Raw genomic sequence first — 25,804 nt, 5'->3', positions numbered from 1 at the left:
CCAGCCAATCCAATTCGTGTATAATAGAAGAATCCCGTTTTTAAACTATTGGAGGACGGAGGCAGCGGATATGAGTTTTGGTAAAATCCGTTTAAATAACCGCAGCGTTCTAATTAATTGGCTCATTTCCTATATCTCCGTATTGCTTGTTCCGATTCTGATCAGCGGCGTCATCTATACGGCCACCTGGCATGTCGTGGAATCGGAAGTGAACAGGGCCAACGAGTCCCTCCTGCAGCAGATGGAACAGGCGATTGACAACAACCTTGCGGGAATCGAGCGGTTGAGCGTAGAGATGGCGCTCAGCAAACGGTTGTCCGGGTTCATTACGGCATCGCAGCCGCTTACAGACAATGATTATTATGATATCGTCAGCATCGCAGGCGATCTGCGCGTATACAAGATGGCGAACGACTATATTGATCAGATATACGTGTATTACAAAAACAGCGACACCGTAGTATCGACGCGGAACCGGATGGACAGCCGCGCGTTATACAGCCTGACCCGCGAGCGGGATTCGACGAGTTACGAAGAATGGAAGCGTTTTTTTGATAAAAGGTATATTCAGGAATATGCGCCTGTGACACTTCGCGAGGACGGCAATGACGTAAGGGCGGTCATGTATGCCAAATCGGTCATTCTCGATAACCCGGAGCAGCCGGGCGCAGTCATTTTGTTTATTATCAAGGATTCCAAGCTGCTGGAGAATACAAGTTCGGCCAACAAAACCGCGGTAGCCGTATTGGATAAACAGAACCGCTTAATCGCCGCAAGCAGCAAGACGCGCATCCCCGAATCGTGGATTAAGGAGCGCTTGTCCGGCCCAAACGGCTTGTTTTACGGCGATATGGACGGTGAGAAGACAGCGGTCAATTATACGACATCGGCCGGAAACGGCTGGAAATACGTATCGATGATGCCCGCCGAATTGTTTGACGAGAAGATGCAATACGTGAAGTCGCTAATTGCGATCAGCTTGGCGCTCAGTCTGCTCATCGGGGGCATTGTCAGCTACATTTTCCTGAGAAAAAATTATAATCCGATCGATCTGCTCATACGCAGCTTGTCCTCCAAATCAGGCATTTCCTTTAAGCAGGGCTCCAATGAGTACGGTTATTTGCAGGCGGCTTTAAACGATACGTTTGACGAAAAAGAACGAATCGGCCAGCGGCTGGAAAGGCATCGCCCCGCGATCCGCTCCCATTTTTTGCAAGGACTGCTGAAGGGCCGTCTCGAGACCGATGTGCCGATACACGAATCGCTTGCCGCTTATGATATTCGGCTGGCGACGTCTTATTTTGCCGTGCTGCTGTTTTGTGTGGACAGTTATGGCAAGTTTGAATCAACCGGGTATGTGAATCCCCAGCAGGAAAAGCTGGTGCATTTTATTATCAGGAATGTCGTAGAGGAAGTCGCCGGCGGCAAACATCAAGCTTTCGCTACCGAGACGGATGATATTCAGGCGTGTATCGTTAATTTCAGCGATGAAAGCGAGCTCGATGGGCTGAAATCCATTTCGCAGCAGGTCAAATCGTTCATGCTTGAGCATTTCCACATCCGGCTTACCGTGGCGGAGAGCGCCATTCACCAGGAGCTGGAGGGAATCCCTCTTGCGTATCAACAAGCGCTGGCGGCGCTGGAATATCGTCTGGTCATGGGAAGCGGCGAAATTATCCGTTATGAGGATTTGCCAAGCGCAGCGTCGGACAAGGGTTCCACGAGTTATTATTATCCGCTTCATGTGGAACAGCAGCTGATTAATTATGTGAAGACGGGTGATTATGAAAAATCAAACGCGCTTGTTGACGAAATTATCGATATTAATGTATCCGATGCCTCCTTGTCCGTTTCGCTGGCCAAATGCCTGATGTTCGACCTGATCAGCACGCTGCTCAAAACGATGGATGAAATCGGCGCGGGCAACAAACGGGAATTCATGGACAGCGTGAACCCGGTGGATCAGCTGACCCGCTGCGAAACGATTAAAGAGATGCGTGTGCAGATTGGGGAAGTGCTCCGGCAGGTATGCCAATATATCGAAAAGGACAGCAACCGCGATTACAACCAGCTAAGCCGGCTGGTGATCGATTACGTGAAGGAGCACTACAGCTCGGAGAATCTGAACATCACGATGATCGGCGAAGCGTTTAAGCTGACTCCTTCGTATTTGTCCAAGCAATTTAAAGCGCAGACGGGCGAAGCGCTGCTGGAATTCATTAACAAGACACGGCTGGAGGAAGCGAAGCGGCTTCTGGGTGAACCCTCGTTTTCGATTTTGGAGATTTCCAAAAAAGTCGGGTACGCGGACATCAACACGTTCAACCGGATTTTCAAAAAATACGAAGGCATTACCCCCGGCAAATATAAAGAAATTATGTGAGATAAAGGCATGGTGTCATGCCAAAAAGCCGCCCTTTAAGCGGCTTTTCCGCTTTTTATAAGGCCAGTGCGGATTTTGATGAGCCGGTTTTTAGGTTTTGATGATCGATTTTGCATTTTGATGATTTCATTGGCGGCCTATATCGCCCCATAATAACGCTATGACACACCGCTGAGCCACCTAAGGCAGACGCTTAATCATTCGACCTAACCATTTGTGAGGGGGACTACCATGAAACAAGTTTCAAATCCAAAAACGATCAGCATCGCCGTATCCGTGATGATCGCTTCAACCGGGCTGCTGTCAGCTTGCTCCAGCTCCAAGGAAAGTCCGGCCGCTCCGCCGGCAAAATCGTCGGCACCTGTTCAACCGGCCGCGGATGCGGGCAAATATCCGGTAAGCACGACCGAGAGCTTATCGTCGTGGGAGCAGATCAATCCAAATGCGACGGCGTTTTTTCCTAATTTGGCCGACGCGCCGTTTGGCAAGCAACTGGAGAAGGAAACGGGAATTAAAGTGAAATACACCCACCCGGCCGACGGCCAAGCGAAAGAGCAGTTTAATCTGCTGATCGCCTCCAATAACTTGCCGGACGTCATCGAATACGATTGGAACAGCCAATATCCGGGCGGGCCGCAGAAGGCGATTGCCGACAAAGTGATTTTGCCGCTTAACGACCTGATTGACAAAAACGCCCCGAATTTGAAAAAGCTGCTGCAACAGGACAAAGAGCTGGACAAAATGCTCAAAACGGACGACGGCAAATATTACGTATTTCCGATGATTCGTCCGGACAACGGATTGGTGTTCCGCGGACCGATGCTTCGCAAGGATTGGCTGGATGAATTGCAATTGCCGGTACCAACGACCGTCGACGAATGGTATACCGTCTTGAAAGCGTTTAAGGAAAAGAAAGGCGCGACCGCTCCGTTTACGGCGCAATACGTCAATAGCAGCATCAACGGATTCGATATTCAGGACGCTTTTATCGGCGCTTACCACACCGCCAACCGCTATTACGTCGACGACCAAGGCAAAATCAAATACGGTCCGATCGACCCGCAATTCAAGGACGCGCTTGCTTTGCTGCACAAATGGTATGCCGAAGGGCTGATCGACAAAGATTTTGCGCTTAATGCCGACAGTAAGAGCATTGACAGTAAAATACTGAGCAACGCCTCGGGCGCAACGGTCGGTTTGCTGGCCGGCGGCATGGGAAAATGGATGGAAACCGGGAAAAAGCAGGACCCGAAATTCCAGTTGGTCGCGGCGCCTTATCCTACCTTGAAGCAAGGTGAACGGCCGTTTATCGGCCAGCGCGATTTCAAATATAACCCGCCTGCGAGCAAAGCCGTCACCGCCGCTGCGAAAAATCCCGATCTGGCCGTCAAGTGGCTGGACTACGCCTACAGCGAGAAGGGCGCCATGCTTTTCAACTTCGGGATCGAAGGGGAAAGTTACAGCGTGCAGAACGGCAAGCCGGCATTTAGCGATAAAATGACTAAAGATCCGAAATACAACTTGCAACAGATGATCTCCCAATATACGAAACCGAACGGGCCGTTCCTGGGCGATCCGCGCAAAAGCTTCAATACATTCAAAGAGCAAGACGACGCTGTGGGAATATGGGAGAAAACGGACGCCAACAAACACGTAATGCCTTTGTTTATTACTCCGACCACAGAGGAAAGCAAGGAAGTTGCCAAACTGAATACGGCGATTGCCAGCTACAAGGAAGAAATGTTTGTCAAATTTGTGATGGGCAAGGAGCCGATCGACAAGTTTGACGAATATGTCAAGCGCATCAAAGATATGGGCAGCGATAAAGTTGTGCAAATTTATCAAAACGCCTATGACCGGTACAACAAACGTTAATAACAAGGCTGTCATTGGAGGACGCGTCCGGCCTGTCCGACGCGTCTTCCCGCATCATTCCCGGATTAAGAACGCGATAGGATGGAGTGGAAAATAATGGGCGCGGTCAATCAAGAAGCGACACCTGCCTTTGCAGAGAAGAAGCGGCTCGAAGTGGGGCTGCTGCTCGATATACGGAAGAACAAGCTGCTTTACCTGATGCTGCTGCCGGTATTGCTGTATTACGTTGTATTTCATTACGCCCCGATGTACGGAGCGATTATCGCTTTTAAAGATTTTTCGCCGCGGCTTGGCATTTGGGGCAGCGACTGGGTCGGTTTTGAGCATTTTGAAACGTTTTTCACCGGCGCTTACTTTTGGCGGACGATCAAAAATACGATTCTGATCAGCGTGTATGAGCTGATCTTTGGTTTCCCCGCCCCGATTATTCTTGCTTTGCTGCTTAACGAGGTGAAAAATTCCATCTTCAAACGCACGGTGCAAACCGTCACCTATATGCCGCATTTTATTTCGCTTGTCGTCATTTGCGGCATTGTCAAAGATTTTACGGCCAGCGATGGGATTATCAACAGCCTGATTGCGTGGATGGGCGGGGAACGGGTCACTTTGTTGCTGGAGCCGGAATGGTTCCGTACGGTGTATGTCACCTCGGGAATCTGGCAGCATATCGGCTGGGGTACGATCATTTATTTGGCGGCGTTAACCGGCATCGACCCGGAGCAATACGAAGCGGCGCGGATGGACGGAGCGGGCCGTTGGAAGCAGATGCTGAACGTGACCCTTCCCGGCATTATGCCTACGATCGTCATATTGCTCATTTTGGAAATGGGGCGAATGATGAATGTAGGTTTTGAAAAAATCATTTTGCTGTACAATCCGGGTACCTATGACACGGCCGATGTCGTATCCTCTTATGTGTACCGGGTCGGCTTGCAGGATTTTAACTACAGCTTCAGCTCGGCCGTCGGTTTGTTTAATTCGGCTGTCAACTTCACGTTGCTGATCACATCCAATTGGATAAGCCGCAAATTAAACGACACCAGTCTGTGGTAGAAAGGAGCTCATTGCATGAACAAGCCGACATTTTCGGAAAGATGCTTTGACGTGTTTAATGGTTTGTTTTTGATCGCGCTGATGATTGCAACCATTTATCCGCTTATTTATATCGCTTTTGCTTCCGTCAGCGACGCAAGCCGGCTGATGGCGTACAAAGGCGCTTTGTGGAAGCCGCTGGGCTTCTCGCTTGACGCTTACTCCAACGTTTTCGCCAACCCGATGATCCTGAAGGGATACGGGAACACCTTTTTTGTCGTGCTGGTGGGGCTTGTGCTCAACATTTTGCTGACCTCGCTTGGCGCTTATTCCTTGTCCCGCAAAAGCTTGAAATACCGCAAGCAGATCATGCTGTTTATCGTATTTACGATGTTTTTCAGCGGCGGGCTGATTCCGTTTTATTTGACGGTCAAAGGGGTCGGCTTGGCGAATTCGTTATGGGCGCTCATTATCCCGCAGGCGATCAACACGTTTAACCTGATTTTGATGAAAACGGCGTTTGAGGCGATTCCCGACGCGCTGGAGGAATCGGCCAAAATCGACGGGGCCAATGATCTTGTCATCTTGTTCCGCATCGTTCTGCCATTATCCATGCCGGTAATTGCGGTTATGCTGCTGTATTACGGCGTAAGCCATTGGAATTCCTGGTTCCATGCGATGATCTTTTTGCAGGACCGTTCCTTGTATCCGCTGCAGCTGATTTTGCGCGAAATATTGCTGCAAGGCGAAGCCAGCGGCATGGGGGCGTCCGCCGACGACATGGCGATGCTGGCGGCTACGCTGAAATATGCGACGATTATCGTGGCTACCGTTCCGATATTGCTTGTTTATCCGTTTTTGCAAAAGTATTTTGTGAAAGGCGCGCTGATTGGCGCGATTAAAGGATAACACGATCAAAGGATAAGGAGTTGCGTGAAGGAATGGGGGAAAGCGAAGAGGTGAAGGGGATGCCGGAGGAAAGCGGCACGGGCCTGCCGGGAGCAAGTGGCGAAGGTGGGCCAAGAAGGAGCAAGGGTGAGAGGCCGGGCACAAGCGATGACGATGTAGCAATAAAAAGCAAGGCTGAAGTGCCGGAAGCAATCGGCAACGGCGAAGGCGTGCGGCTGGAGCTGGACTGGGAAGCGTTTTTGGCCCCAAGCGATATGGAATGGGTGGTTAAGCCGGTTAGCTGGGATGAAGGGGCCTTTATCGGCAATGGCCTGCTGGGGGCGATGATCTACGGCGAAGAAAACGCCAAAAAACGGCATGTGCTGCGTTTTGTTACGGGGAGAACGGACATTACCGCTACCCGCACGGATGGCCAAGGTTTTCCCCCGCGTGTGCCAATCGGCGACCTGCATCTGGAGCTGAAGGGGATGATTTATCATCCGACCCGGATACAACTTGACTTGTGGAATGCGGAAGTCAGGAGCACTTTGACGACAACAAAAGGGGAAGTCCGGCTGCGCGCCTGCGTTCATAGCGTTGAACCGGTCATGGCGATTGAAACCGAAGCTTCCGCAGGGGAACAAGGGCTGCGGTTTGCATGGTACGAGCAAGCGAACCTCGATCCGGTGCTCATTTATGCCGATGGGGTCAATACGAACCAATTTATCCCACAAGCGGCTGTCGAAAGAACGGAGGCAGATGGTATATCCGTATCCATGCAGCGTTATAACGAACAGGAGGGCTGTGTCACTGCCTGGAAGGAAGTGCGCTTATCCGATTCGCGCACGATATGTTATTTGTCCGTTGCGCGGGGCTGCGATCCCAATGCCGTCGAACAGGCGGTTCAGGCAGTGGCGAAAGCGTCCAGCTCCGATTACGATACGTGGATGCAGGCTCACCGTGATTGGTGGCACCGTTATTACCGGCAAAGTTTTGTCTCGATACCCGATCGGCGGCTGGAAAGCTTTTATTGGATCCAAATGTATAAGCTTGCGTCGGCGACCCGGGCGGACAAACCGTTGATCGACAATCAGGGGCCGTGGCTGGCGCCGACGCCTTGGGCCGGGGTTTGGTTTAATATGAATGTGCAGATGAGCTACTCGCCGGTATATACGGCCAACCGTCTGGACATCGGCGAGTCGCTGGTAAGAGCAATCGCCGACAATCAGGAGCAGCTGATCCGCAATGTGGCCGAGCCGTATCGTCACAATTCATCGGGGCTCGGAAGGAGCTGCAGCTTCGATCTTGCCAGCCAGGTGGACGATGAAGTCGGTAATTTGACCTGGGTGTGCCACAATCTGTGGCGTCATTACAGGTACTCCATGGATGATGAGCTGCTGAGAAATGTGTTGTATCCGGTGCTGCGCCGGAGCGTCAATTATTATAATCATCATCTTGAGGAAGGCGAGGACGGGCTGCTGCATCTGCCGCCGACGATTTCGCCGGAGTACGGCTCGTTTATGAAGACGCGTGTGCGCGATTGTCACTACGATCTTGCCTTGCTGCGTTGGGGCTGCGAAACGCTGCTTGCGATCTGCAAACGGTTAGGGGAAGATGATCCGCTGCAGGAGCGTTGGCGCATCATTCTGGAGTGGCTTGTGCCGCTGCCGGTGGATGAAACCGGCTTTATGATCGGTGACAATACGCCGCTTGCTTATGGGCACCGGCATTTCAGCCACCTGCTGGCCGTATTTCCGCTGCATATGGTTAGCGGCGACAACGATCAGGAGCGGGAGCTGATTGCGAAATCACTGGAACATTGGATTCGGAAGGAAGGCGATCTTCGCGGCTTCAGTATGACGGGGGCCGCTTCCATTGCCGCCGTGCTTGGCAGAGGTGGCGAGGCGCTGCGTTATTTGCAGGCGCTGCAGCATATGCTGAGGCCCAATACGATGTATAAGGAAGCCGGACCGGTGATCGAAACGCCGCTGGCCGGCGCGGAAGCCATTCACGATATGCTGCTGCAAAGCTGGGGTGATGTGATCCGCGTATTTCCGGCAGTGCCGGATGAATGGCGCGATGCGGCTTTCCATGACTTGCGCGCCGAAGGGGCGTTTTTGGTTAGCGCTAGGCGGCGTGACGGCCGGACGAGCTGGATCCGCGTGAAAAGTTTGGCCGGAGAGCCGTGCCTGGTCAAGACGGACTGGACCGGAGTCGTCCGCTGGAAGCGCTGCGGTTCGGATCAGATACATACCGCCGATGCCGGTGAAAGCGACGGACGCATTCATCTGACGTTGGCTCCAGGGGAAGAAGCGATGTTGTATCAAGGCGATGAGCTGCCGGACTTCACGATCCGTCCGGTGGAGCCGACGAGCAAGCTTTTGCGTCCGTTCGGCGGGCATAAGCCATGGAGGTTGTACGGTTTCCCGGATTAAGCGGCACAACCGAAGATTAGACCAAATATCCCGAAAATATAAACAATATGACCGCCCCGTTTATTTTAACATAAGAATATGATTGGCAGAGAGCGGTGATTAAAACCGCTCTTTTTGCTTTATACAGATCTATCTTAAAAATCCAAATAAACCAAAAATACCAATTGCATGTTTATCTTACATATTCGCGAAATCAGCGGTTTGCCGGGCGGGAATGGACGAATCGCTGCCAAATCAATATGACCAAGCCCGGACTGAATTCACATATTTACCCGTGAATTCGGCCGATGCTAATGTGAGTACAAGACGGACACAAGTGACGACACCAAGGCAGCAGATGAATAACAAGCCGCGTGGGGATCAGCGCCATGCGACGCGGGGACGCGCGCCCTAAGTTCGCGCGATGGAAGACGAAATTGTTGAAGGAGGTACATGGTTGATGCAGACAACATGTTTACGCTCAAAAACAAAGTTTTCTAAAGTGGCGCCTTATCTGTGTATGAGTCTTGTTTTCGCAGCGGTCAGTTCCTTTCCGGCCAGTCCCGCTCATGCGGTGAACCCGGTGCAGATTGTGGTCGATCCGTTTACGGATCGCGGCCAGGTAAGCAAAGGAACGATCGGCGCCAATGAAAGGTACTCCAACGACGGGAACGGCATGTTTGACGATGCGACGATGGCCGTGTACAGCGATTTTAAAACGAAGGTGCAAAATGCCAAATACGGCATGTTGCGTTATCCCGCAGGCACAATCGCAAATCTGTTTAAATGGAAGGATTCCATCGGGCCGGTGGCGGGCCGGAAAAATGAAGTGCTGGGCAGCGATTTTACAAGCGTATTTCCTTATTACGGGTTGGATGAAGGCTTGAAGTTCCATGAAGAGGTCGGCGCAGAGACGATTTATATGGTAGGCGAAGCCGTCGAGACCGCAGCTTCCGCCGCCGATTTGGTCGAATATTTAAATGCGCCGAATAACGGCAGCAACCCGAACGGGGGAACGGACTGGGCGGCGGTCAGAGCAGCCAATGGGCATCCCTCGCCTTATAATGTCAAGCATTTTGAAATCGGCAATGAAATGGCTTCTTCCAATCAAAGGTATTGGATGAACGGCACCTCGGTCAGCGGCGCGGACAAAACTCCGGCTGAGAAATATGCGCTGGGGGATACCGTCAATCAATCCGGGGCGCGGAAATATGGCACATGGAGCGACAATACAAGCGACGGCACGGCGTCGCAAAAATTTTACACGCGGTTTGCACCGGTGGTCGCCAACTCGCAGACGCTGAAGGTGAACGGAACGGTCTGGACTGAGGTCGCCAATATCGGGACCGCGGCCAGCGGGGCCAACGTATATCAATTTGACGATGCCACCGGAGAAATGGTGTTCGGCAACGGCACACACGGGGCAATACCGGCAAACAATGCCGCGATTACGATCGACTACCAGCACACGCATGAAGGGTTCCAAGCGTATTACGATGCAATGAAGGCCGTGGACCCGACGATCAAAATATACAGCAATTTCGATTCGATCTATACGTACGTTCCCCGCAATAAAGCGGACGGCTACGTCATTCATGATTACGATTCGACAAGCTCGATGTCGACGCTTCAACAACTGCACGACAGCTTTATCACCGAAGGCGACGACCATGTCAGCCATCTGGAAACGTACAAAAGCAACATTCGCGACAGATCGCTGCGCAACGATACGATTGTGCCGGTGACCGAATACGGCAACATCTCGTTTACGACGCCGATGGGCGACGATGGAGCCCGCATTTTAAGCCGCGGTTTGACCTTTGCGACATCGATGGTTGGCGCGATCAACTACGGATGGCCGATCAACATTCACCAAGGAATGGTCGCTTATTCGTTTGGCGGCGGACCGGCATTGCCTGGAGCGGGCAAAGTGTACAACAGCTTGTTTGCTCCCGCTTATCCGGACATGACGAGTTTTGTAGAGTCCAGCATGGGCAAAGCTTACAACCTGATGGGCAACGGGGTCGGCACCACATTGGTCAGCTCGTGGATTGCGGGCAATCCGACCGAAACGCACACCGCCTCGTATCCGGCGTTGGTTGCGCTTGCGACCAAGGATGCCGCCAACAACGTATATCTCGTTGTTGTGAACCGGTCGTCGGCAAACGATGTGGCGACAACGGTGAATCTGAAAGGGTATACGATATCGGGCAGCGCGACAGTCCGCACCTTAAACGGGGCCAGCTACACTTCGTTTAATTCGCCGGCTCATCCGGGTGACGTATCGATCTCGACAACGACGCCATCGCTGGGCGCAGGCGGTTCGACCTTCGACTACACGTTCCCTGCGCATTCCGCTACTTCCATTAAATTAAGCGGTACTCCGGCCAACACATGGGTGCAAAAGATCAAAAACGATTTCGAAGCGGCCGTTGGCGGCGTGCCCCTCGGCTTCACGGCCGCGCCAGCCGGAAGCGCTACAATTCAGAAGGATCCCGCAGATGCTTCCAAAGGGGTCATGTTGCTGCAGCGAAGCGGCACGGACGTGACGGCCACGCGCAATTTCGGCTCGCTGACCGGCATTGTGAGCGTCAAAGCGAAGGTCAAGGCGGCGCAAACCAATTCCCGGCTGCGTATGTTGGTGCTTGGAGGCGGTACGATTGCGGCGGATGCCAATTTTGACGTCAGCGGGAAAATCATGAACAATACCAAAACCAGATACATTTACGATGCCGGCACGTGGTACAATTTGGAACTGCTGCTTAACCAGGATACCAAGACCTACAGCTTGTTCATCAACGGTGAAAAAGTGGTCGAGAAAGGTTACAACAACGCAGGCATCAGCGCTTTGACCGATGTGAGCTTCCAGGTGACGACAGCAAACGGAAGTTTTTATGTGGACGATTTGTTTGTTAACGCTTTGCCGTAAGCCCGTAAGTAACAACGGTCTTAAATGTCCTGCAGTTCGCAAGCGGTGTAGCAGCCGATCAACATTCCGAAAAAAGCCGGAGAGGGCGACGCAAGTCGTCCTCTTCTCCTCTATTTCAGGTGGTAACAGCCGGATAAAAGCCGGGGAAAGCAGATTAGCCAATTGCAAATTGATTTGACACATTACGAAAACCGCGCTGCAGCAGCGTAAAAAACAAAAAAATACGCGGAAACCAGAATCGCCAAGTCCGAATTCAAGTCACATATTTACGGTATAGATGAGCAGGTAGTATGGTTAGCCCAAGCACCATTACAAACTTCATGGAGAACGGAAGCAAGGAAGCGCCGGAGCTCGTGTTGAGCAGCGTGTTAATTACCGTTCGCAGCTTGAGAAAGGGGATTTTATAGCCATGGCAGTCAAACCAAACCAACCGAATATCGTTGTCATTATGAGCGACGAGCAAAGTTGGGACACGCTTCGTTTCCACGGAAACACCTCAGCGATTACGCCCCATCTGGACGCGCTTGCCAAGGACGGCATTTCGCTGGATAAATGTTACACGCCATACCCTTTATGTTGTCCCGCGCGGACCAGCCTATGGAGCGGAAGAATGCCGCACGACCATCATGTGATGGGCAATTGGCGGCATATAAGGTCGGAAATCGCGGACGGCGGTTTGGTGAACCGGTTCCGGGACGCGGGGTACCATACGATGTATACGGGCAAATGGCATGTTCCCGGTACGACGCCTGCCCGGTTCGGTTTCTCCGATCTGGCTGCTATACCGGCCAAGCCAAAAGGCATTGACCGCGGGAGATTCATTCTGGAGTACCGCGAATATGCCGAATCGCAAGGGTATTCGCTGCTTCCGGACAACATCGAGAATTTGACTGCCGCCGATGCGGAACTGCTGAAGCAGCCGGGGAAAGCGCCGTGCGGAAGGGCAGAAATCGCTTTGGAGCATTATCTTGAGGTGTGGCAGACCCGGCAGTTCCTGGCGTCGATGGAGCGCCGCGAGCAGGACCGGCCTTTCTTCGCCGTCTGCTCGTATAATGCGCCGCATTTTCCGATGGTCGTGCCGGCGCCTTACGATACGCTGATTAATCCTGAAGATATCGTGCTGCCGCCGAATTTCCTGAAGGGCACGGACGGAAAGCCGGGGGAAGTGTTGGAGTCGAGGTATTACAAACATTTGGAGCATTGCGACGAAAGCGAGTGGAGACGGTTTATCGCCCATTATTTGGGCTTTTGCACTCTGATCGACGATCAGGTTGGCGTGATTACCGATTATTTGAAGCAAAACGACCTTTACGAAAATACGATCGTTGTATTTGTATCCGATCACGGCGATATGATGGGGGCTCATGGCCTCGTGGAAAAAGGTTTTTATCTCCACTACGACGAAGCGCTGCGCGTGCCGCTCATTATCGCCGGAGCCGGCGCTGCGGGAAGCAGCTCGGAAGCGCTTGTGCAGTTAAACGACCTGATCCCGACGCTTGCCGATCTCGCCGGTGTATCGATACAAACGGGGGACATCGACGGCCGTTCTTTCGCCGGCGTTGTACAGGGTCAAGCCGCCAGACACCGCGATTACGTGACGGCCGAGACGTTCAAGTGGAACGGGGAGGAAAACGGCAAAGGCGAATATACGCCGCTCACCGGCTTTAATCCCGATACGGACAGCGTTAATCTGTCGATTCGGACGGATGATTGGAAATACATTTTCCGTTACCGGGATATAGAGGAGCTGTACGATATGAAGGCGGACCCGTACGAGAACGGGAACGCGGCTGGAAAGCCGGAGCATGCCGGGCAGCTCCAGCGGATGCGCCGCCTGCTGTATGAAGAGCTGAAGAACAGCAGTCCGTTTTTGGCGGAGCTGCTGGAGCAAAGGCTGATGGCTTAAATGTCGTCATAGTTGGATGAAATCTGACAAACAACGAACCGGGACAGCGGGAAAAAGCCGGGAAAAGCAGATTAACCAATTGCAAATTGATTTGACACATTACGAAAATCACGCCGCAGCAGCGAAAAAAATGAAAAATTCGCAGAAACCAGAATCACCAAGTGCGAATTGAAGTCACATATTTACGTTATAGCTGAGCAGGTAGTATGGTAAGCCCAAGCACCACCACAAACTTCATTGGAGAACGGAAGAGAGGAAGAAGGTATGCCCCCTCATGCTGCAAATGCGTCTGTCAACGGGAAGCAGGCGGTAGTCCGCAGACAGTCGTCCCGTAAAAAATGGATCGCTTATACGCGGAATTACGAGTTGTACCTTATGTTATTGCTGCCGCTTGCGTACTACATTATTTTCCACTATTTGCCGATGTACGGGCTGCAAATTGCTTTCAAAAACTTCCTGCCCCTGAAAGGGATCAACGGAAGCCCATGGGCCGGTTTTGTTCATTTTGATCGTTTCTTCCATTATTACAACTTTTGGCGGATCATCGGAAATACGCTGGGCATCAGCTTGTACAGCTTGGCAGTCGGATTTTTTGCGCCAATCGTGCTGGCGTTGATGCTAAATGAAGTGAAAAACGCCGCTTTTAAAAAGCTTGTGCAAAATGCCACGTATTTGCCGCATTTTCTGTCGGTTGTAGTTGTTGTCGGCGTAATGCTCACCTTCACTTCGGTGAAAGGGGGCATATTCAACACCATCGTCGGCTGGTTTGGGCACGACCCGATCAATTTTATGATCGAGCCGGGTTATTTCAAAACGTTGTTTGTGCTGAGCAATGTATGGGAGAATATGGGCTGGAATGCGATCATTTATTTGGCGGCGCTTGCAGGGATTAATCCCGAGCTGTACGAAGCCGCGGCCATCGACGGGGCCAGCAAGCTGAAGCGGCTGTTTAACGTATCGCTGCCGGGCATTATGCCAACGATTATCGTGCTGCTTATTTTGCGGGTCGGGCAATTGCTTAACGTCGGTTTTGAAAAAATATTGCTGATGCAAAACAACGCCACATTATCGGCCTCCGACGTTATTTCCACCTATGTATACCGCACCGGCTTGCTGGAGAGTTCATTCAGCTTTGCGGCGGCCGTCGGCTTGTTCAACTCCGTGTGTAACTTTATCGTTTTGCTGCTCGCCAACTATTTGGCACGCCGAGTCAGCTCATCAAGCTTATGGTAGGAGTGAAACCATGTCTGCGTTAAACCGATTTGAAACCCCCTCCGATAAAGCATTTAACGTGGTGCTGGTGGTGCTGCTCTCCTTATTGACGGTCATCGTGCTTTATCCGATCTGGTATTGCATCGTCGCATCGTTCAGCGATCCGACCAAAGTGCTGAACGGAGAGATATGGCTGCTGCCCAAAGGCTGGAATCTGGAGGGCTATACGAATGTGTTCGAGAATGCCCGCATCTGGACCGGTTACCGCAATTCCATTGTGTATACGCTTGTCGCGGTTGCGATTAATTTGACGATGACGGTTTTGGCCGCATATCCGTTATCCCGGTCCGATCTGAAGGGCCGCGGGCCGCTGATGCTGATTGCCGTATTTACGATGTTTTTCTCCGGCGGATTGATTCCGCAGTATTTAATAGTGAAAGCGCTGCATATCGACAACAGCATGTGGGCGGTCGTGCTGCCAACCGCTCTCAATACGTACAATCTGATCGTGATGAGGACGTTTTTTCAGAGCAGCATTCCCGGGGAGCTCTATGAAGCTTCCCACATGGACGGGGCAAGCAATACGCGAATTTTATTCAGCGTCGTGCTTCCGTTGTCTACGCCGATTCTGGCGGTGATGTTTCTGTTCTACAGCGTGGAGAACTGGAATTCGTATTTCAATGCAATGATCTATTTATCCGACAAAAAACTGCAAACGCTGCCGCTTGTGCTGCGGGAAATCATCATTCAGTCTTCCGCCCAGGATATGACGGGCACCGACCCGAACGCGACCCAGCGGATGATGCAGGCGGAGTCGATCAAATACGCGAGCATTATTTTGGCCAGTTTGCCGATGCTGATTTTGTACCCGTTTATCCAGAAGTTTTTCGTGCAAGGCGTTATGATTGGCGCTGTCAAAGGGTAAGGAAGGCATAACCGGCTGCTCCTCTGCGGCTGTGAATGATACAATTGTGCAAATATACAAATATGGAGGGGTTCTAGATGAACACTTGGAAAAAACACGCTTTGCTTGCGTTATCCGCTTCTTTGGCTTTTCAACTGGCAGGCTGCAGCAGCGACGGGGGAAACGCAGGCAGCGGTGCGGCCGGCAATAACGGTAATACGGCGCCTGCGGCAGGCGAAGACAAAAGCGGAGTAGCGAATACGGGATTCCCGATTGTGAAGAACAAGATTGAGCTCAAGGCGTTTTCCAGGCAGGACCCGCAGTTGGGCAACTATAACGACATGTATTTATGGAAAACGATGGAGGAGAAAACCAATATCCATCTCAATTGGGACACGCCAAGCTTGGCCAACAACGCTTCGAAGGAGCGGCTGAATCTGCTGCTTTCCACAGGTGATCTGCCGGATATTATTCTTAAGAACGATCTGGGCGTATCGCAAATTCAGAAGTTTTCCTCCCAAGGTTTGTTTGTGCCGCTGGAGCCGTATATCGACAAATATGCGCCGAATGTCAAAGCGATGCTCGACAAATACCCGGACGTCAAGCAAGCGATTACTTCGCCGGACGGGCATATTTATTTCCTGCCGAACGTCAAAGATTACTTGCCGTCCAACGTCGGACGTTATCCGCTAATCAACATGAAATGGCTGGAGAAGGTCGGCATGCAGCCGCCAAAAACGTCGGATGAGCTGCTTAAGGTGCTGATTGCGTTCCGCGACAAGGATCCGAACGGCAACGGCAAAGCCGATGAAATCCCGCTTTCCGCGCATACGATTGACTTTGTGACCCGCACCGTAGCGAACATGTTTGGGCTGGAATATCAATACGGATACGGCAACCTGTTTGCGGCCAATCTGGAGAACGGCAAGGTGAACATTTGGCTGGATGACGACAGATATAAGGAAACATTGCAGTTTTTGAAGCAGCTGTACGACCAGAAGCTGATCGACCCGGAAATTTTCACGCAGACAGACCAGATTTATTTCGGCAAGCTGGCGGATAACCGCATTGGCTTCACCGCTTTGTACCAGCCGCGCAACGCCGGCAAATACGCCGATCAATTCGATGCCATCGAGCCGATCAAAGGACCGAAGGGGGATCAGCTCTGGAACTTCTACAATCCGCGGGCGAATTCTCCGGCTTTCCTGATCACTAAGGCGAATAAAAATATCGAAGCCAGCGTCCGTTGGGCCGACTATTTCTACAGCGATGAAGGAGCTACGCTAATTTATTTAGGCAAGGAAGGCGAATCGTACGAGAAGAAGCCGGACGGCAGCTTGGCGTTCAAACCGGAACTTTTGAATTCCCCGAATGGGCTTGAGCGCGAGCTTGGACAGAAATGGACTTATTTCCCCGGGGACCAGGCGGTAGGTTTGTTTGGCGAGAAGCAGCTGCGTCCAACGATGGAAGGCACACCGATGCCGACGTATATCGATAAAGTGAAAGCGTACCTGCCGAAAGTTTCCTACAGCGCGCCGATGCTGCCGCCGGAGAAGCAGGAGCGGGCCAACCAAATTACAAGCGACCTGGAAACCTATGTCAAGGAAGTGCGCGCCAAGTTTATTCTCGGCACGATGACGTTTGACAAATGGGGCGAATACACCAAGCAGCTGGAAAAAATCGGCTTGAAGGAACTTCAAGCGATGTACCAAGCGGAATACGACAAAGCGAAAAAATAATCGTTATTAGCGGGGCCGGAGTTTTACTTCACCGGCCTCCATGTGTTGCTTGCGATTTGCCCGGGCGGGTTCGAGCGACACCCGCCATGCAGCGCCGCAACGCACGCCTGGAATTTGCGCGCGTTGAAAAATAAAAGGAGCTGGTCTAACCGATGAATCGGCCTCATATTGTGCTTATTACCGCAGACGAGCTGCGTAAGGACGGCCTCAGCTGTTACGGCAACGAAGCGATCCGCACGCCGAATCTCGACCGGCTTGCCGGCGAGTCGCTGATGTTTGAGCGGGCGTATACGAACAGCCCGTGGTGCCTGCCTTCACGTTGCGCGATCGCCACCGGGCGGCTGCCGCATAATAACGGCGCGTACAGCAATTTCCGCGAATGCCGGATGGGACAAGAGGTGCCTACCTTGTTCTCCGAATTAAAGCGGGGAGGTTACCGCACCTCCGTATTCGGGAAGTGCCATTTTATCCCGGTGAAATACGCGGAGACCAGAAAAGACAAGACGCTGCCGTACGACGATTACCGCGATTATTATATGAGCCTGGGAATTGACGATTTGTGTCTGCAGGACGGCAAGCTGGTGTCGGCATGGCATTACGACGATTACAGCAAGGAGCTGGAAGCGCATGGCCATTTGCAGGCTTACCGCGACGCGGCTTGGAACAAGGAAACGCAGAAGGTGTATCCGTCCCCGCTGCCCAAGGAATGGCATCCCGACAGCTGGGTAGGCCGCAAGGCGGCGGAATATATCGCTTCTTACGACGGGCAGGAGCCGTTGTTCACCTGGGTATCGTTCAGCGGTCCGCATTATCCGTTTGATGCCCCGGCCGATTATTACGACAAGGTGGATATGAGCCGCGCGCAGCCGCGGCATGTGAAGCAGGGCGAATTCGATCCGGAGAGCCGGATTCATCACACCAGCTACCACGGGCCGGGCCGGATCGACGGATCGGCGGCGGCCCCGGATCGGGCCTGCAAAAACTTTTCCGACGAGTACTGGGACACGCTGACCCGGAATTATTTCGCCAACATCGTGCAGATCGACGAATATATCGGCTGCATTCTGGACGCCGTGAAGGCCCGTTTCGGGGACAACGTCCTGATCATTTTCACCGCGGACCACGGAGAAATGCTAGGCCACCACGGCATCTGGGGCAAAAACAACTGCGCCTACGAGGACGTCTGGAACGTGCCGCTGCTGGTGCAGTATCCAGGAGAGAAGGAGCACGTGCGCTTAGACGAGAAGGTGATGCTGGTCGACATTATGCCGACATGCCTGAAGGCTGCGCAGCTGCCGCCGGTAGTCTCTGACGGGGACGATTTTAAACATATTGCTGCACAGGGCGGACACCCTTACGTCATTTGCGAAGGGGAAGGTTTTGCCGCGATCAGCGACGGCGAAACCAAATATATTCAGGTGAACAAGCCTGACGAGAACTTTGCCGAGCTGGTTCATCTGCCGCAGGACCCGTATGAATTCGACAATGCGGTGGAGGCTCCGGAGCATGCGGCGCGTCTATTCCGGCTGCAGCGCAAGCTGGCGGAAGTTTTTATGCAGAACATATTAGCTTAATTTAAGAGCACGGATAACGTACATGACTATGATCCATGATTCATGAAGGGAGATCTACATATGACGGAAGCGAACCGCGAGCCGCAACAGCGGCCTCATATTTTGTTTATCACAACCGACGAGCTGCGCAAGATGACGCTTTCCTGTTACGGGGGAAGAAGCGTCAATACGCCTCATATCGACGCAATCGGAGAGAAGGGTATCCGCTTTGACAGCGCTTATACGGCAAGTCCTTGGTGTCTGCCTTCGCGCTGCGCGATGCTGACGGGACAGTTCCCGCATAACAGCGGAGCTTACAGCAATTTTCGCAAATGCGAGCTGTCGGCCGGCATTCCGAATATGTTCCAGGCTTTCGGCGGCAACGGCTATCAAACGGCGCTGATCGGCAAATGCCATTTCACTCCGGTGCCTTACAAGGAGACGCGGCCGGACGTTACGCTCCCTTATGACGAGTTCCGCGATTATTACATGTCGCTGGGCCTCGATCACCTGGATTTGCAGGACGATAAGCAGGTGTCCGTATGGTTCTATGACGATTATGCGAAGGAACTGGACGCCGCCGGTTATTTGGAAGCCTATCGCCGTGATACGTGGGATATTAAGGGCAAAAGCAAGGTGTTTCCGTTTCCCGGGCCGGAGGAATGGCATCCCGACAGCTGGGTAGGCCGCAAGGCGTTGTCCTACATTGAGAATTACGATGCCGATACGCCGCTGTTCGCTTGGGTATCGTTCAGCGGTCCGCATTATCCGTTTGATGCGCCGGAATCGTATTACGACCGGGTCGACATGACTCAAGACGAGCCGCGGCGGGTGCGCGATGGTGAACTTGACGATCCGCAGCGCATTCACTACCGCAGCATGCACGGGCCCGGCAACATCGACGGCGCGGGGGCCGCACCGGAGCGTGCATGCAAAAATTACACCGAAGCGTACTGGCATGAGCTCAGGCGCAACTATTACGCCAATATGGCGCAAATCGACGATTATGTGGGCCAAATCGTGCAAGCGGCCGAGCGGAAGTTTGGCGGCAACGTGCTGGTCATTTTTACCGCCGATCACGGCGAGATGTTGGGCAACCACGGAATTTGGGGCAAAAACGACTGCATGTACGAGGACGTCTGGAACGTGCCGCTGCTTGTCCGTTATCCGGAGACGGGGGGCGCGGCGGAGACCGCCGAGCTGCATGGCGTCGTGACGGATGCGCGGGTGATGCTGACCGACATTATGGCCACCTGCCTTGCCGCGGCCGGATTGCCGGAAGTTCCCGGCGACGGCAGGGACTTCCTGCAGTCCATGCGGGATGGCGGCCACCGGTACGTGTTTGCCGAAGGAGAAGGTTTTATCGCGGTCAGCGACGGGACGCTCAAATATGTGCAAACCCAAAAGGACGGCCTCGCTTACGCGGAGATGTTTGACTTAAGCAACGACCCGCACGAATACGAAAATATCGTCGAAAAACCGGAGTACGCGGCTCCGCTCGCCCGGCTGCGCAAAGCGATTATCGATCATTTCATGCCGAAGCTGTTGGCATAGCTGAAGGATCATGTTACACTTAAAAAATGATTCATACCCGAAATATCTGGGAACCCACCGTTTTAACGGTGGGTGATTTTGCTTCATTCCGGTAAATAAAGGAGGGGGCTCCTTTTGAAGATGAAAACGTTTAATATGATGGGCAACAAAGATCCGTTGTTTTACCGTTATTTGATTTCGTTTATTCTCATCTGCGCCATCCCGATTATGCTGCTCAGCGGGCTGATGTACGGGAGCGCTGCAGGCAGCCTGCAGGAAGAAGTGGAGCAGGCCAACCTCGGCAAGCTCAACCTGATCCGCAAGATGCTTGACTTGCGGCTGAAAGAGATGTCGGAAATGGCTGCAAGAATCGCCGACGATCCCGGCATTTCGCCGACCAATCTGGCGTCAGACGCTTTTATGCGCGTGGACGCGGTGCGCCAGCTCAGCAAATACAAGGCCAACAATTCGATGGTCGACGACGTTTTTCTGGCCTACAAAAATCAAAATTTCATTTATGCCTCGTCCGGCATGTATTCGTATTTTACATTCGAGCAGTACTTCTATAAGCTTGAGCCCGGTGACCGCGACCGGATGCGGCACGCCTTGGACGATACGCAGCGGGCAGATGTGTTCAAGTTTAATATGGGCAGCCCGGGCCAACGAATGGTGGCGTTTATATACCCGATTTTGTCCAGCGAAAATATTTCCAAGGGCACAGTTCTTTTCGTAGTGCGCGAATCGATGCTGAACTCCTTTGTTGAGGAGATGTTCAGCGGCCTGCAGGGCGAAACCTTCATTCTTAACGAAAAAGGGGAGCAAATCGCTTCCGCCGCCAACCGCACGACCAAAAAGCTGGATATCGTCAAATTGATCGACGGTTTCACGCAAACCGGCGTTTATTCCTCTCAGCAGAACGGCACCTCGTATTCCGTCGTATTAAACCGGTCGGATACGACCGGCTGGAGTTACGGAGTCGCCATTCCGAATTCGGAATTTTTGACCCGTGTGTTTGAACTTCGCACCTTGCTGTTTTCTTTGCTGACGGTGGTCATTGTGATTGTGGCGGGAAGCGCCTTCCTGCTGGCCGCGTTTAATTACAGGCCGATCCGCAAGCTGGCCGAGCATTTGCACCGCGATTTGCAGCTGTCCGGGAAAGATGCGCAGGACGGCGGTCTCTCCGCCAAAAGCGGCTTTGAAGTAATCGGCACCGTCGCCAAGACGGCTATACACACGAGCAAAAAGCTGCAGGAGCGGGTCGATATGCACCATGAGGCGATCCGCGAACAGCTGCTGCTTAAACTGCTTAACGGCAAGCTGGATACCCACGATGAGCTGATTTATTGGCAGGACGATTTGAAGCTGCGTTTTGTGCATCCGATGTTTTACGTCGTTACGATTACGTTTAAAGAACCGTCGCGTCTTACACCGCATTTGAAAGAGCAATTATTGGAGCTGCTGCAATATTTGCAGGGCAATGCGCATGTCTACGGCGTGGAGCCGGCGGATGAGCGGTGGATTGCGGCGATCGTTAACGCCGACGCGCACGAATCGCAGGAAGATATGCAGCGTGCCCAAGGGCAATGGCTGGTCCAGCGGATCCGTGAGCATCTGGATGTCACGCCAATCGTGGCGATCGGTTCGGCGGTGGCCGACCCGCTTCACATTAACCGCTCTTATGTCGAAGCTTCGGCTAGCTTGGAGCATGCGCTGGTGACAGGGCAGGAGGGCTGCCATCAATTCGGCGAGTTAAAAGCCGACAGCGAGCATGAGCACTGGTACCCGATTGAGGAGCAAATCCGCCTGCTGCAAAGCTTAAGGCAGGGTGACCGAGCGGTCGCTTACGAGAATCTGGATGCAATTATGGCCGCGCTTACCGATCGCAGCCCGTCGCTGCTCATGCTGCGGTATGTGTGCTTTGACATCGTCAACAGCTTTATCAAAGCGGTCAAAGCGCTGGATAAGCACGCTTTTGTCAGCGAGCTGGGGAACCTGATGGCCTTTCAGACGCTGGAGGAGCTGGAGCTTATGCTGCGCCGCTTAATCGACGACGTGTGCGGCATGGTGGAAAAAATGAAGGAAACCCGTCATGAAGAACTGGTGGAGCGGATGATTTCTTATGTAAATCAGTCCTACCGGAATGCGGGCTTAAGCCTGGACCTCGTAGCCGAGCAATGCGGCGTCTCCGTGTCGCATATCGTCAAAATGTTTCGCGAGCAGGTCGGCTCCACCTTTATCGATTACGTTACGGAATTAAGAATGCAGGAAGTAAAACGGCTGCTTACCGAAACGTCGGAGCCGATCAAAGACATCGTGCAGCATTGCGGATACATCGATTTGCCCAATTTTGTGCGAAAATTCAAGACGTACGAAGGGGTCACGCCGGGGGAATACCGCAAGTTGTATGGTAAGCCTGCGAATTTGCGAAGTCGGAGTGAGGTTTGAGAAGCCGGGTTTATCCCAGGGTGGATTTTAATGATCTATGAGCGCGTTTTCGGCGCTGCAATGTAACAAAAATAATAAGGAATAAGATTAAACCGAATACGGAACCGATTGTATCAACTATGACATCGGAGAACAGAGGGGTCCTGTCTCCAGTTATGCTCTGATGAAATTCGTCAGAGCAGGCATACAAGAAACAAAAAACTACGGTATACAACGAAATCCTCAGTTTACTCTTGCTCTGCAACGCAAAAGCAACACATATGGCGAGTATAAAATATATAGAGAAATGGGCGGTTTTTCGAATGAAAAATTCAATGAATCCATATACTCCCAGGTTATTAATTCCTATATGACTACTTCCATAATTGAAGCTTACCCCTGAGAAAGTGTTTATTATCTGTTGTTTGTCGGGGAGAAATTCTTGAAGCTTAGGACGAATGTCTTGTTGATGGTAGGTCTGTGAGGATAAATAAAAAATGATATCCATACTAATAATTGCCGGAATCCATCTATAAATAAGTTTCAAATTCATCGCTGCCCCCGTTAATTACAAGATATTAAAAAATTTCAAGATATTAAAAATTCCAAGACACTAAAATATAACCTCACTCCTAGAAAATTAGACCACTTACCATTATTTACATATTATACCGAAGGTGAGATGATGATAAAAGAAATATTTAAGGTTTGAGTGAATCATAAAAAGTAAGCGCTAACATGATAAAAATCTACCGCCCATAGGAGGAGTTTGTTCATGTCCACCGTCAAAAAAGTACTTGTTACGGCTACCAACTATTCCAGGCTTTGTGCAGCGGCTAAACGATTATTGGAGGAACACGGGGTCGAGGTCATTGAAAACAAGCTGGGACGCCCGCATACGTTTGAGGAACTGAAAGATTTGGTGACCGACATCGACGGCGTTGTTGCCGGTGTGGACACGTGGGACGAAGCGGTGTTTCGACTCGCACCTAAATTGAAAGCGATTGCCCGCTTTGGCGTGGGCATTGATAATGTCGATCTTGCCAAAGCCCAAGAGTACGGTATCAAGGTTAGCAATGTGCCGGGAATCAACGCCAACGCGGTTGCCGAATTAACCGTCGGGCTTATATTATCCGTAGCGAGAAACATCCCTTCGTTGCACCAGTCGGCGCGAAGGGGCTATTGGGACCGTTATGTCGGCATGGAACTACGGGGCAAAACGGTCGGTTTGCTGGGTTTCGGCAACATTGCTCGGATGGTCGCCAAAAAGCTGTCCGGATTCGAGGTCCGCATCATCGCTTACGACATCGAGCCGAATGCGACTCTGGCTAAAGAATTGGGTGTTGAACTCGTTTCGAGCAATGAGGAAGTGCTTGCGCAAAGCGATGTCGTCAGCATGCATCTACCCAGCAACAAACTGACGTATCACATGATGAGCGATGAACAGTTTGCGTTGATGAAGCGGACCGCATACTTCGTCAATACGGCAAGGGGCGCGCTGGTTGATGAAGCGGCGCTTCACCGGGCTTTGCAGGGTGGGGTCATTGCCGGGGCGGCCATTGATGTGTACGAGCACGAGCCAGTAGCCGCAGACAATCCATTGTTTCAAAACGATAATCTGGTGAGCACGCCGCACACGGCTGCGGAGACGTATGAGACGTACCACCTTGTCGGATTGGCTACCGCGCAGGCGATTTTAGACGTATTTGCCGGGAAAGACCCGGAGAACCTGCTTCGCGTGTAGAAGTAGTTGGCCATCACTAAGAGAAATGCATATAACGGCCTGCCGGAATGGCAGGCCGTTTTTGAGGGTAACGAAACATATTTTGAGCGATGATAAGCTGCAGAGGAAAAATGGACACTGAGTTTGACAAAGTGGCCCATAGCATTGAATATCCGCTTAGTTAAGTAACGGATGGGCTCGAAAATGGAACGAGGAACGAGTGTGGGGCGGAAAAGCGAAGCGGCCGCTTTTACAATCATGGCCCGCCCACTTTGCTTAATTCCCAGGGCCATGATTGTAATTGGCGGTTGGAGTCCCACACTCGTTCCCAACCACCGAGCTAAAAGTAACCCTAAGTACCAAGAATTTTTACGGCGCATACTGCTTGCGGAAACGCATCGGCGAGGTCCCTGCATACTGCCTGAAGCAGTTGGAGAAATACGGGGCGTTTGCGAAGCCGACATGTTCGGCGATCTGCGCTACGGGCCACTCCGTCTTGATCAGCAGCAGCTTGGCTTGTTCCAGCCGGTATTCGTGCAAATATTCCATCGGCGTGCAGCCGTAGATCTCCTTCATACACCGGACGATATAGTTCGGGTGAAAATGCAGCGCTTCGGCCACGGAGCCGTTTGTCACGTCGGTCTGATAATGCTGCCGCAAGTAAGCTTCCGTTTTTTCGGCTAACTTCAGCGCGGGGGAGGCGTCGCTTCCGGCATTTGTATCTTCGATCAGCCGCAGCAGTTCCATAAACAGCTGCTGCTCGTTCCAATAAACAGCCGGCTGCGGACGGCCGGAACTTGCGTGCAATTGGCGCAGCAAACTTTCAGCCATGGCGAATTCGGGAGGCGTGGCATGCTGCGAAACCCCCAGCGTGTACGGATTCGCCCATGTCTGCCTTACCGGCGAGACGGCACCGGCGTTTCTGCCGGATTGCTGCGACCAGCTGCCTGCAAAGTCGAAATGAACCCAATAAAAGATCGTTTCCTCAGCGCAAGGCTTAACCGGATAATGAAACCGGTCCGGCAGCAGCAGCAAAGTTTGGCCTTGCGTGACTTCCCACTGCCGTTCATCCTCCCCCATGTACAATACCCCTTTGACGACCCAAAGCAGGTCGAACACGCCGAGGTTTCGGCGGCTCGGATGCTGCTCTCCCGGCTTGTAAGTGGTCAGGCCTGTCGTGATGTAATAAGGCAGCGGCGGCAGCTCCATGAGAATATATTCCGGTTCGTCCATAATGGCACCTCTCTCAAAAACAGTGTGAAATTTTATAAAAAAGAGGTTGGTTTTAT

The 25,804-nt window shown here is 52.2% G+C and carries 17 protein-coding genes; 15 read left to right on the top strand and 2 right to left on the bottom strand.

Annotated features, from left to right (window positions below; translation table 11 throughout):
• The first annotated feature begins 70 nt into the window (after nucleotides 1-70).
• The 14 genes from EYB31_RS00245 (at nucleotide 71) to EYB31_RS00185 (ending at nucleotide 22,813) form a co-directional block, all read left to right on the top strand.
• The gene (locus tag EYB31_RS00245; protein ID WP_131011261.1) at nucleotides 71-2,383 is read left to right on the top strand and encodes a helix-turn-helix domain-containing protein; all 2,313 of its coding nucleotides are present in this window, start codon (nucleotides 71-73) and stop codon (nucleotides 2,381-2,383) included.
• A gap of 231 nt (nucleotides 2,384-2,614) precedes the next feature.
• The gene (locus EYB31_RS00240; protein WP_131011260.1) at nucleotides 2,615-4,258 is read left to right on the top strand and encodes an extracellular solute-binding protein; all 1,644 of its coding nucleotides are present in this window, start codon (nucleotides 2,615-2,617) and stop codon (nucleotides 4,256-4,258) included.
• 96 nt (nucleotides 4,259-4,354) lie between these two features.
• The gene (locus tag EYB31_RS00235) at nucleotides 4,355-5,311 is read left to right on the top strand and encodes an ABC transporter permease (RefSeq protein WP_131011259.1); all 957 of its coding nucleotides are present in this window, start codon (nucleotides 4,355-4,357) and stop codon (nucleotides 5,309-5,311) included.
• A 15-nt stretch (nucleotides 5,312-5,326) separates the two neighbouring features.
• The gene (locus EYB31_RS00230) at nucleotides 5,327-6,199 is read left to right on the top strand and encodes a carbohydrate ABC transporter permease (protein ID WP_131011258.1); all 873 of its coding nucleotides are present in this window, start codon (nucleotides 5,327-5,329) and stop codon (nucleotides 6,197-6,199) included.
• 32 nt (nucleotides 6,200-6,231) lie between these two features.
• Complete coding sequence (locus tag EYB31_RS00225) at nucleotides 6,232-8,613, top strand: glycosyl hydrolase family 95 catalytic domain-containing protein (protein WP_240761971.1); 2,382 nt, start codon at nucleotides 6,232-6,234, stop codon at nucleotides 8,611-8,613.
• A 499-nt stretch (nucleotides 8,614-9,112) separates the two neighbouring features.
• Nucleotides 9,113-11,521, top strand: coding sequence for a hypothetical protein (locus EYB31_RS00220; RefSeq protein ID WP_131011257.1), 2,409 nt, complete (start codon nucleotides 9,113-9,115; stop codon nucleotides 11,519-11,521).
• 409 nt (nucleotides 11,522-11,930) lie between these two features.
• On the top strand, nucleotides 11,931-13,427 hold the full coding sequence (locus tag EYB31_RS00215) for a sulfatase-like hydrolase/transferase (protein ID WP_131011256.1): 1,497 nt from the start codon (nucleotides 11,931-11,933) through the stop codon (nucleotides 13,425-13,427).
• Between the two features lie 16 nt (nucleotides 13,428-13,443).
• Nucleotides 13,444-13,599 (top strand): hypothetical protein, encoded by a 156-nt coding sequence (locus EYB31_RS39990; RefSeq protein ID WP_165452119.1) that lies wholly within the window; start codon nucleotides 13,444-13,446, stop codon nucleotides 13,597-13,599.
• Nucleotides 13,600-13,691: 92 nt separating this feature from the next.
• The gene (locus EYB31_RS00210) at nucleotides 13,692-14,660 is read left to right on the top strand and encodes an ABC transporter permease (RefSeq protein WP_131011255.1); all 969 of its coding nucleotides are present in this window, start codon (nucleotides 13,692-13,694) and stop codon (nucleotides 14,658-14,660) included.
• 10 nt (nucleotides 14,661-14,670) lie between these two features.
• Nucleotides 14,671-15,564 (top strand): carbohydrate ABC transporter permease, encoded by an 894-nt coding sequence (locus tag EYB31_RS00205; RefSeq protein WP_131011254.1) that lies wholly within the window; start codon nucleotides 14,671-14,673, stop codon nucleotides 15,562-15,564.
• A 77-nt stretch (nucleotides 15,565-15,641) separates the two neighbouring features.
• The gene (locus EYB31_RS00200; RefSeq protein ID WP_131011253.1) at nucleotides 15,642-17,282 is read left to right on the top strand and encodes a type 2 periplasmic-binding domain-containing protein; all 1,641 of its coding nucleotides are present in this window, start codon (nucleotides 15,642-15,644) and stop codon (nucleotides 17,280-17,282) included.
• A 152-nt stretch (nucleotides 17,283-17,434) separates the two neighbouring features.
• Entirely contained in the window at nucleotides 17,435-18,856 is a 1,422-nt protein-coding gene (locus EYB31_RS00195) for a sulfatase family protein (RefSeq protein WP_131011252.1), read from the top strand.
• Between the two features lie 60 nt (nucleotides 18,857-18,916).
• Nucleotides 18,917-20,389, top strand: a complete 1,473-nt coding sequence (locus tag EYB31_RS00190) for a sulfatase family protein (protein ID WP_206105412.1) — start codon at nucleotides 18,917-18,919, stop codon at nucleotides 20,387-20,389.
• 120 nt (nucleotides 20,390-20,509) lie between these two features.
• A complete protein-coding gene (locus EYB31_RS00185; protein ID WP_240761978.1) occupies nucleotides 20,510-22,813 on the top strand; it encodes a helix-turn-helix domain-containing protein in 2,304 nt (767 codons plus the stop codon).
• Between the two features lie 10 nt (nucleotides 22,814-22,823).
• Here EYB31_RS00185 and EYB31_RS41465 read toward each other — a convergent pair whose 3' ends face one another.
• The gene (locus EYB31_RS41465; RefSeq protein ID WP_131011249.1) at nucleotides 22,824-23,345 is read right to left on the bottom strand and encodes a VanZ family protein; all 522 of its coding nucleotides are present in this window, start codon (nucleotides 23,343-23,345) and stop codon (nucleotides 22,824-22,826) included.
• A 222-nt stretch (nucleotides 23,346-23,567) separates the two neighbouring features.
• Here EYB31_RS41465 and EYB31_RS00175 point away from each other — a divergent pair, with 222 nt between their 5' ends.
• Nucleotides 23,568-24,536, top strand: coding sequence for a phosphoglycerate dehydrogenase (locus tag EYB31_RS00175; RefSeq protein WP_131011248.1), 969 nt, complete (start codon nucleotides 23,568-23,570; stop codon nucleotides 24,534-24,536).
• A gap of 348 nt (nucleotides 24,537-24,884) precedes the next feature.
• On the opposite strand, the gene EYB31_RS00170 is transcribed toward EYB31_RS00175, so the two are convergent.
• Nucleotides 24,885-25,748 (bottom strand): helix-turn-helix transcriptional regulator, encoded by an 864-nt coding sequence (locus tag EYB31_RS00170; protein ID WP_131011247.1) that lies wholly within the window; start codon nucleotides 25,746-25,748, stop codon nucleotides 24,885-24,887.
• Nucleotides 25,749-25,804: the final 56 nt, after the last annotated feature.

This window comes from Paenibacillus thalictri, assembly GCF_004307995.1.
GTDB classification, from domain to species: domain Bacteria; phylum Bacillota; class Bacilli; order Paenibacillales; family NBRC-103111; genus Paenibacillus_AF; species Paenibacillus_AF thalictri.
The sequence above is the reverse complement of the archived record's forward strand: the minus strand, read 5'-3'. Positions and strand labels throughout refer to the sequence as shown.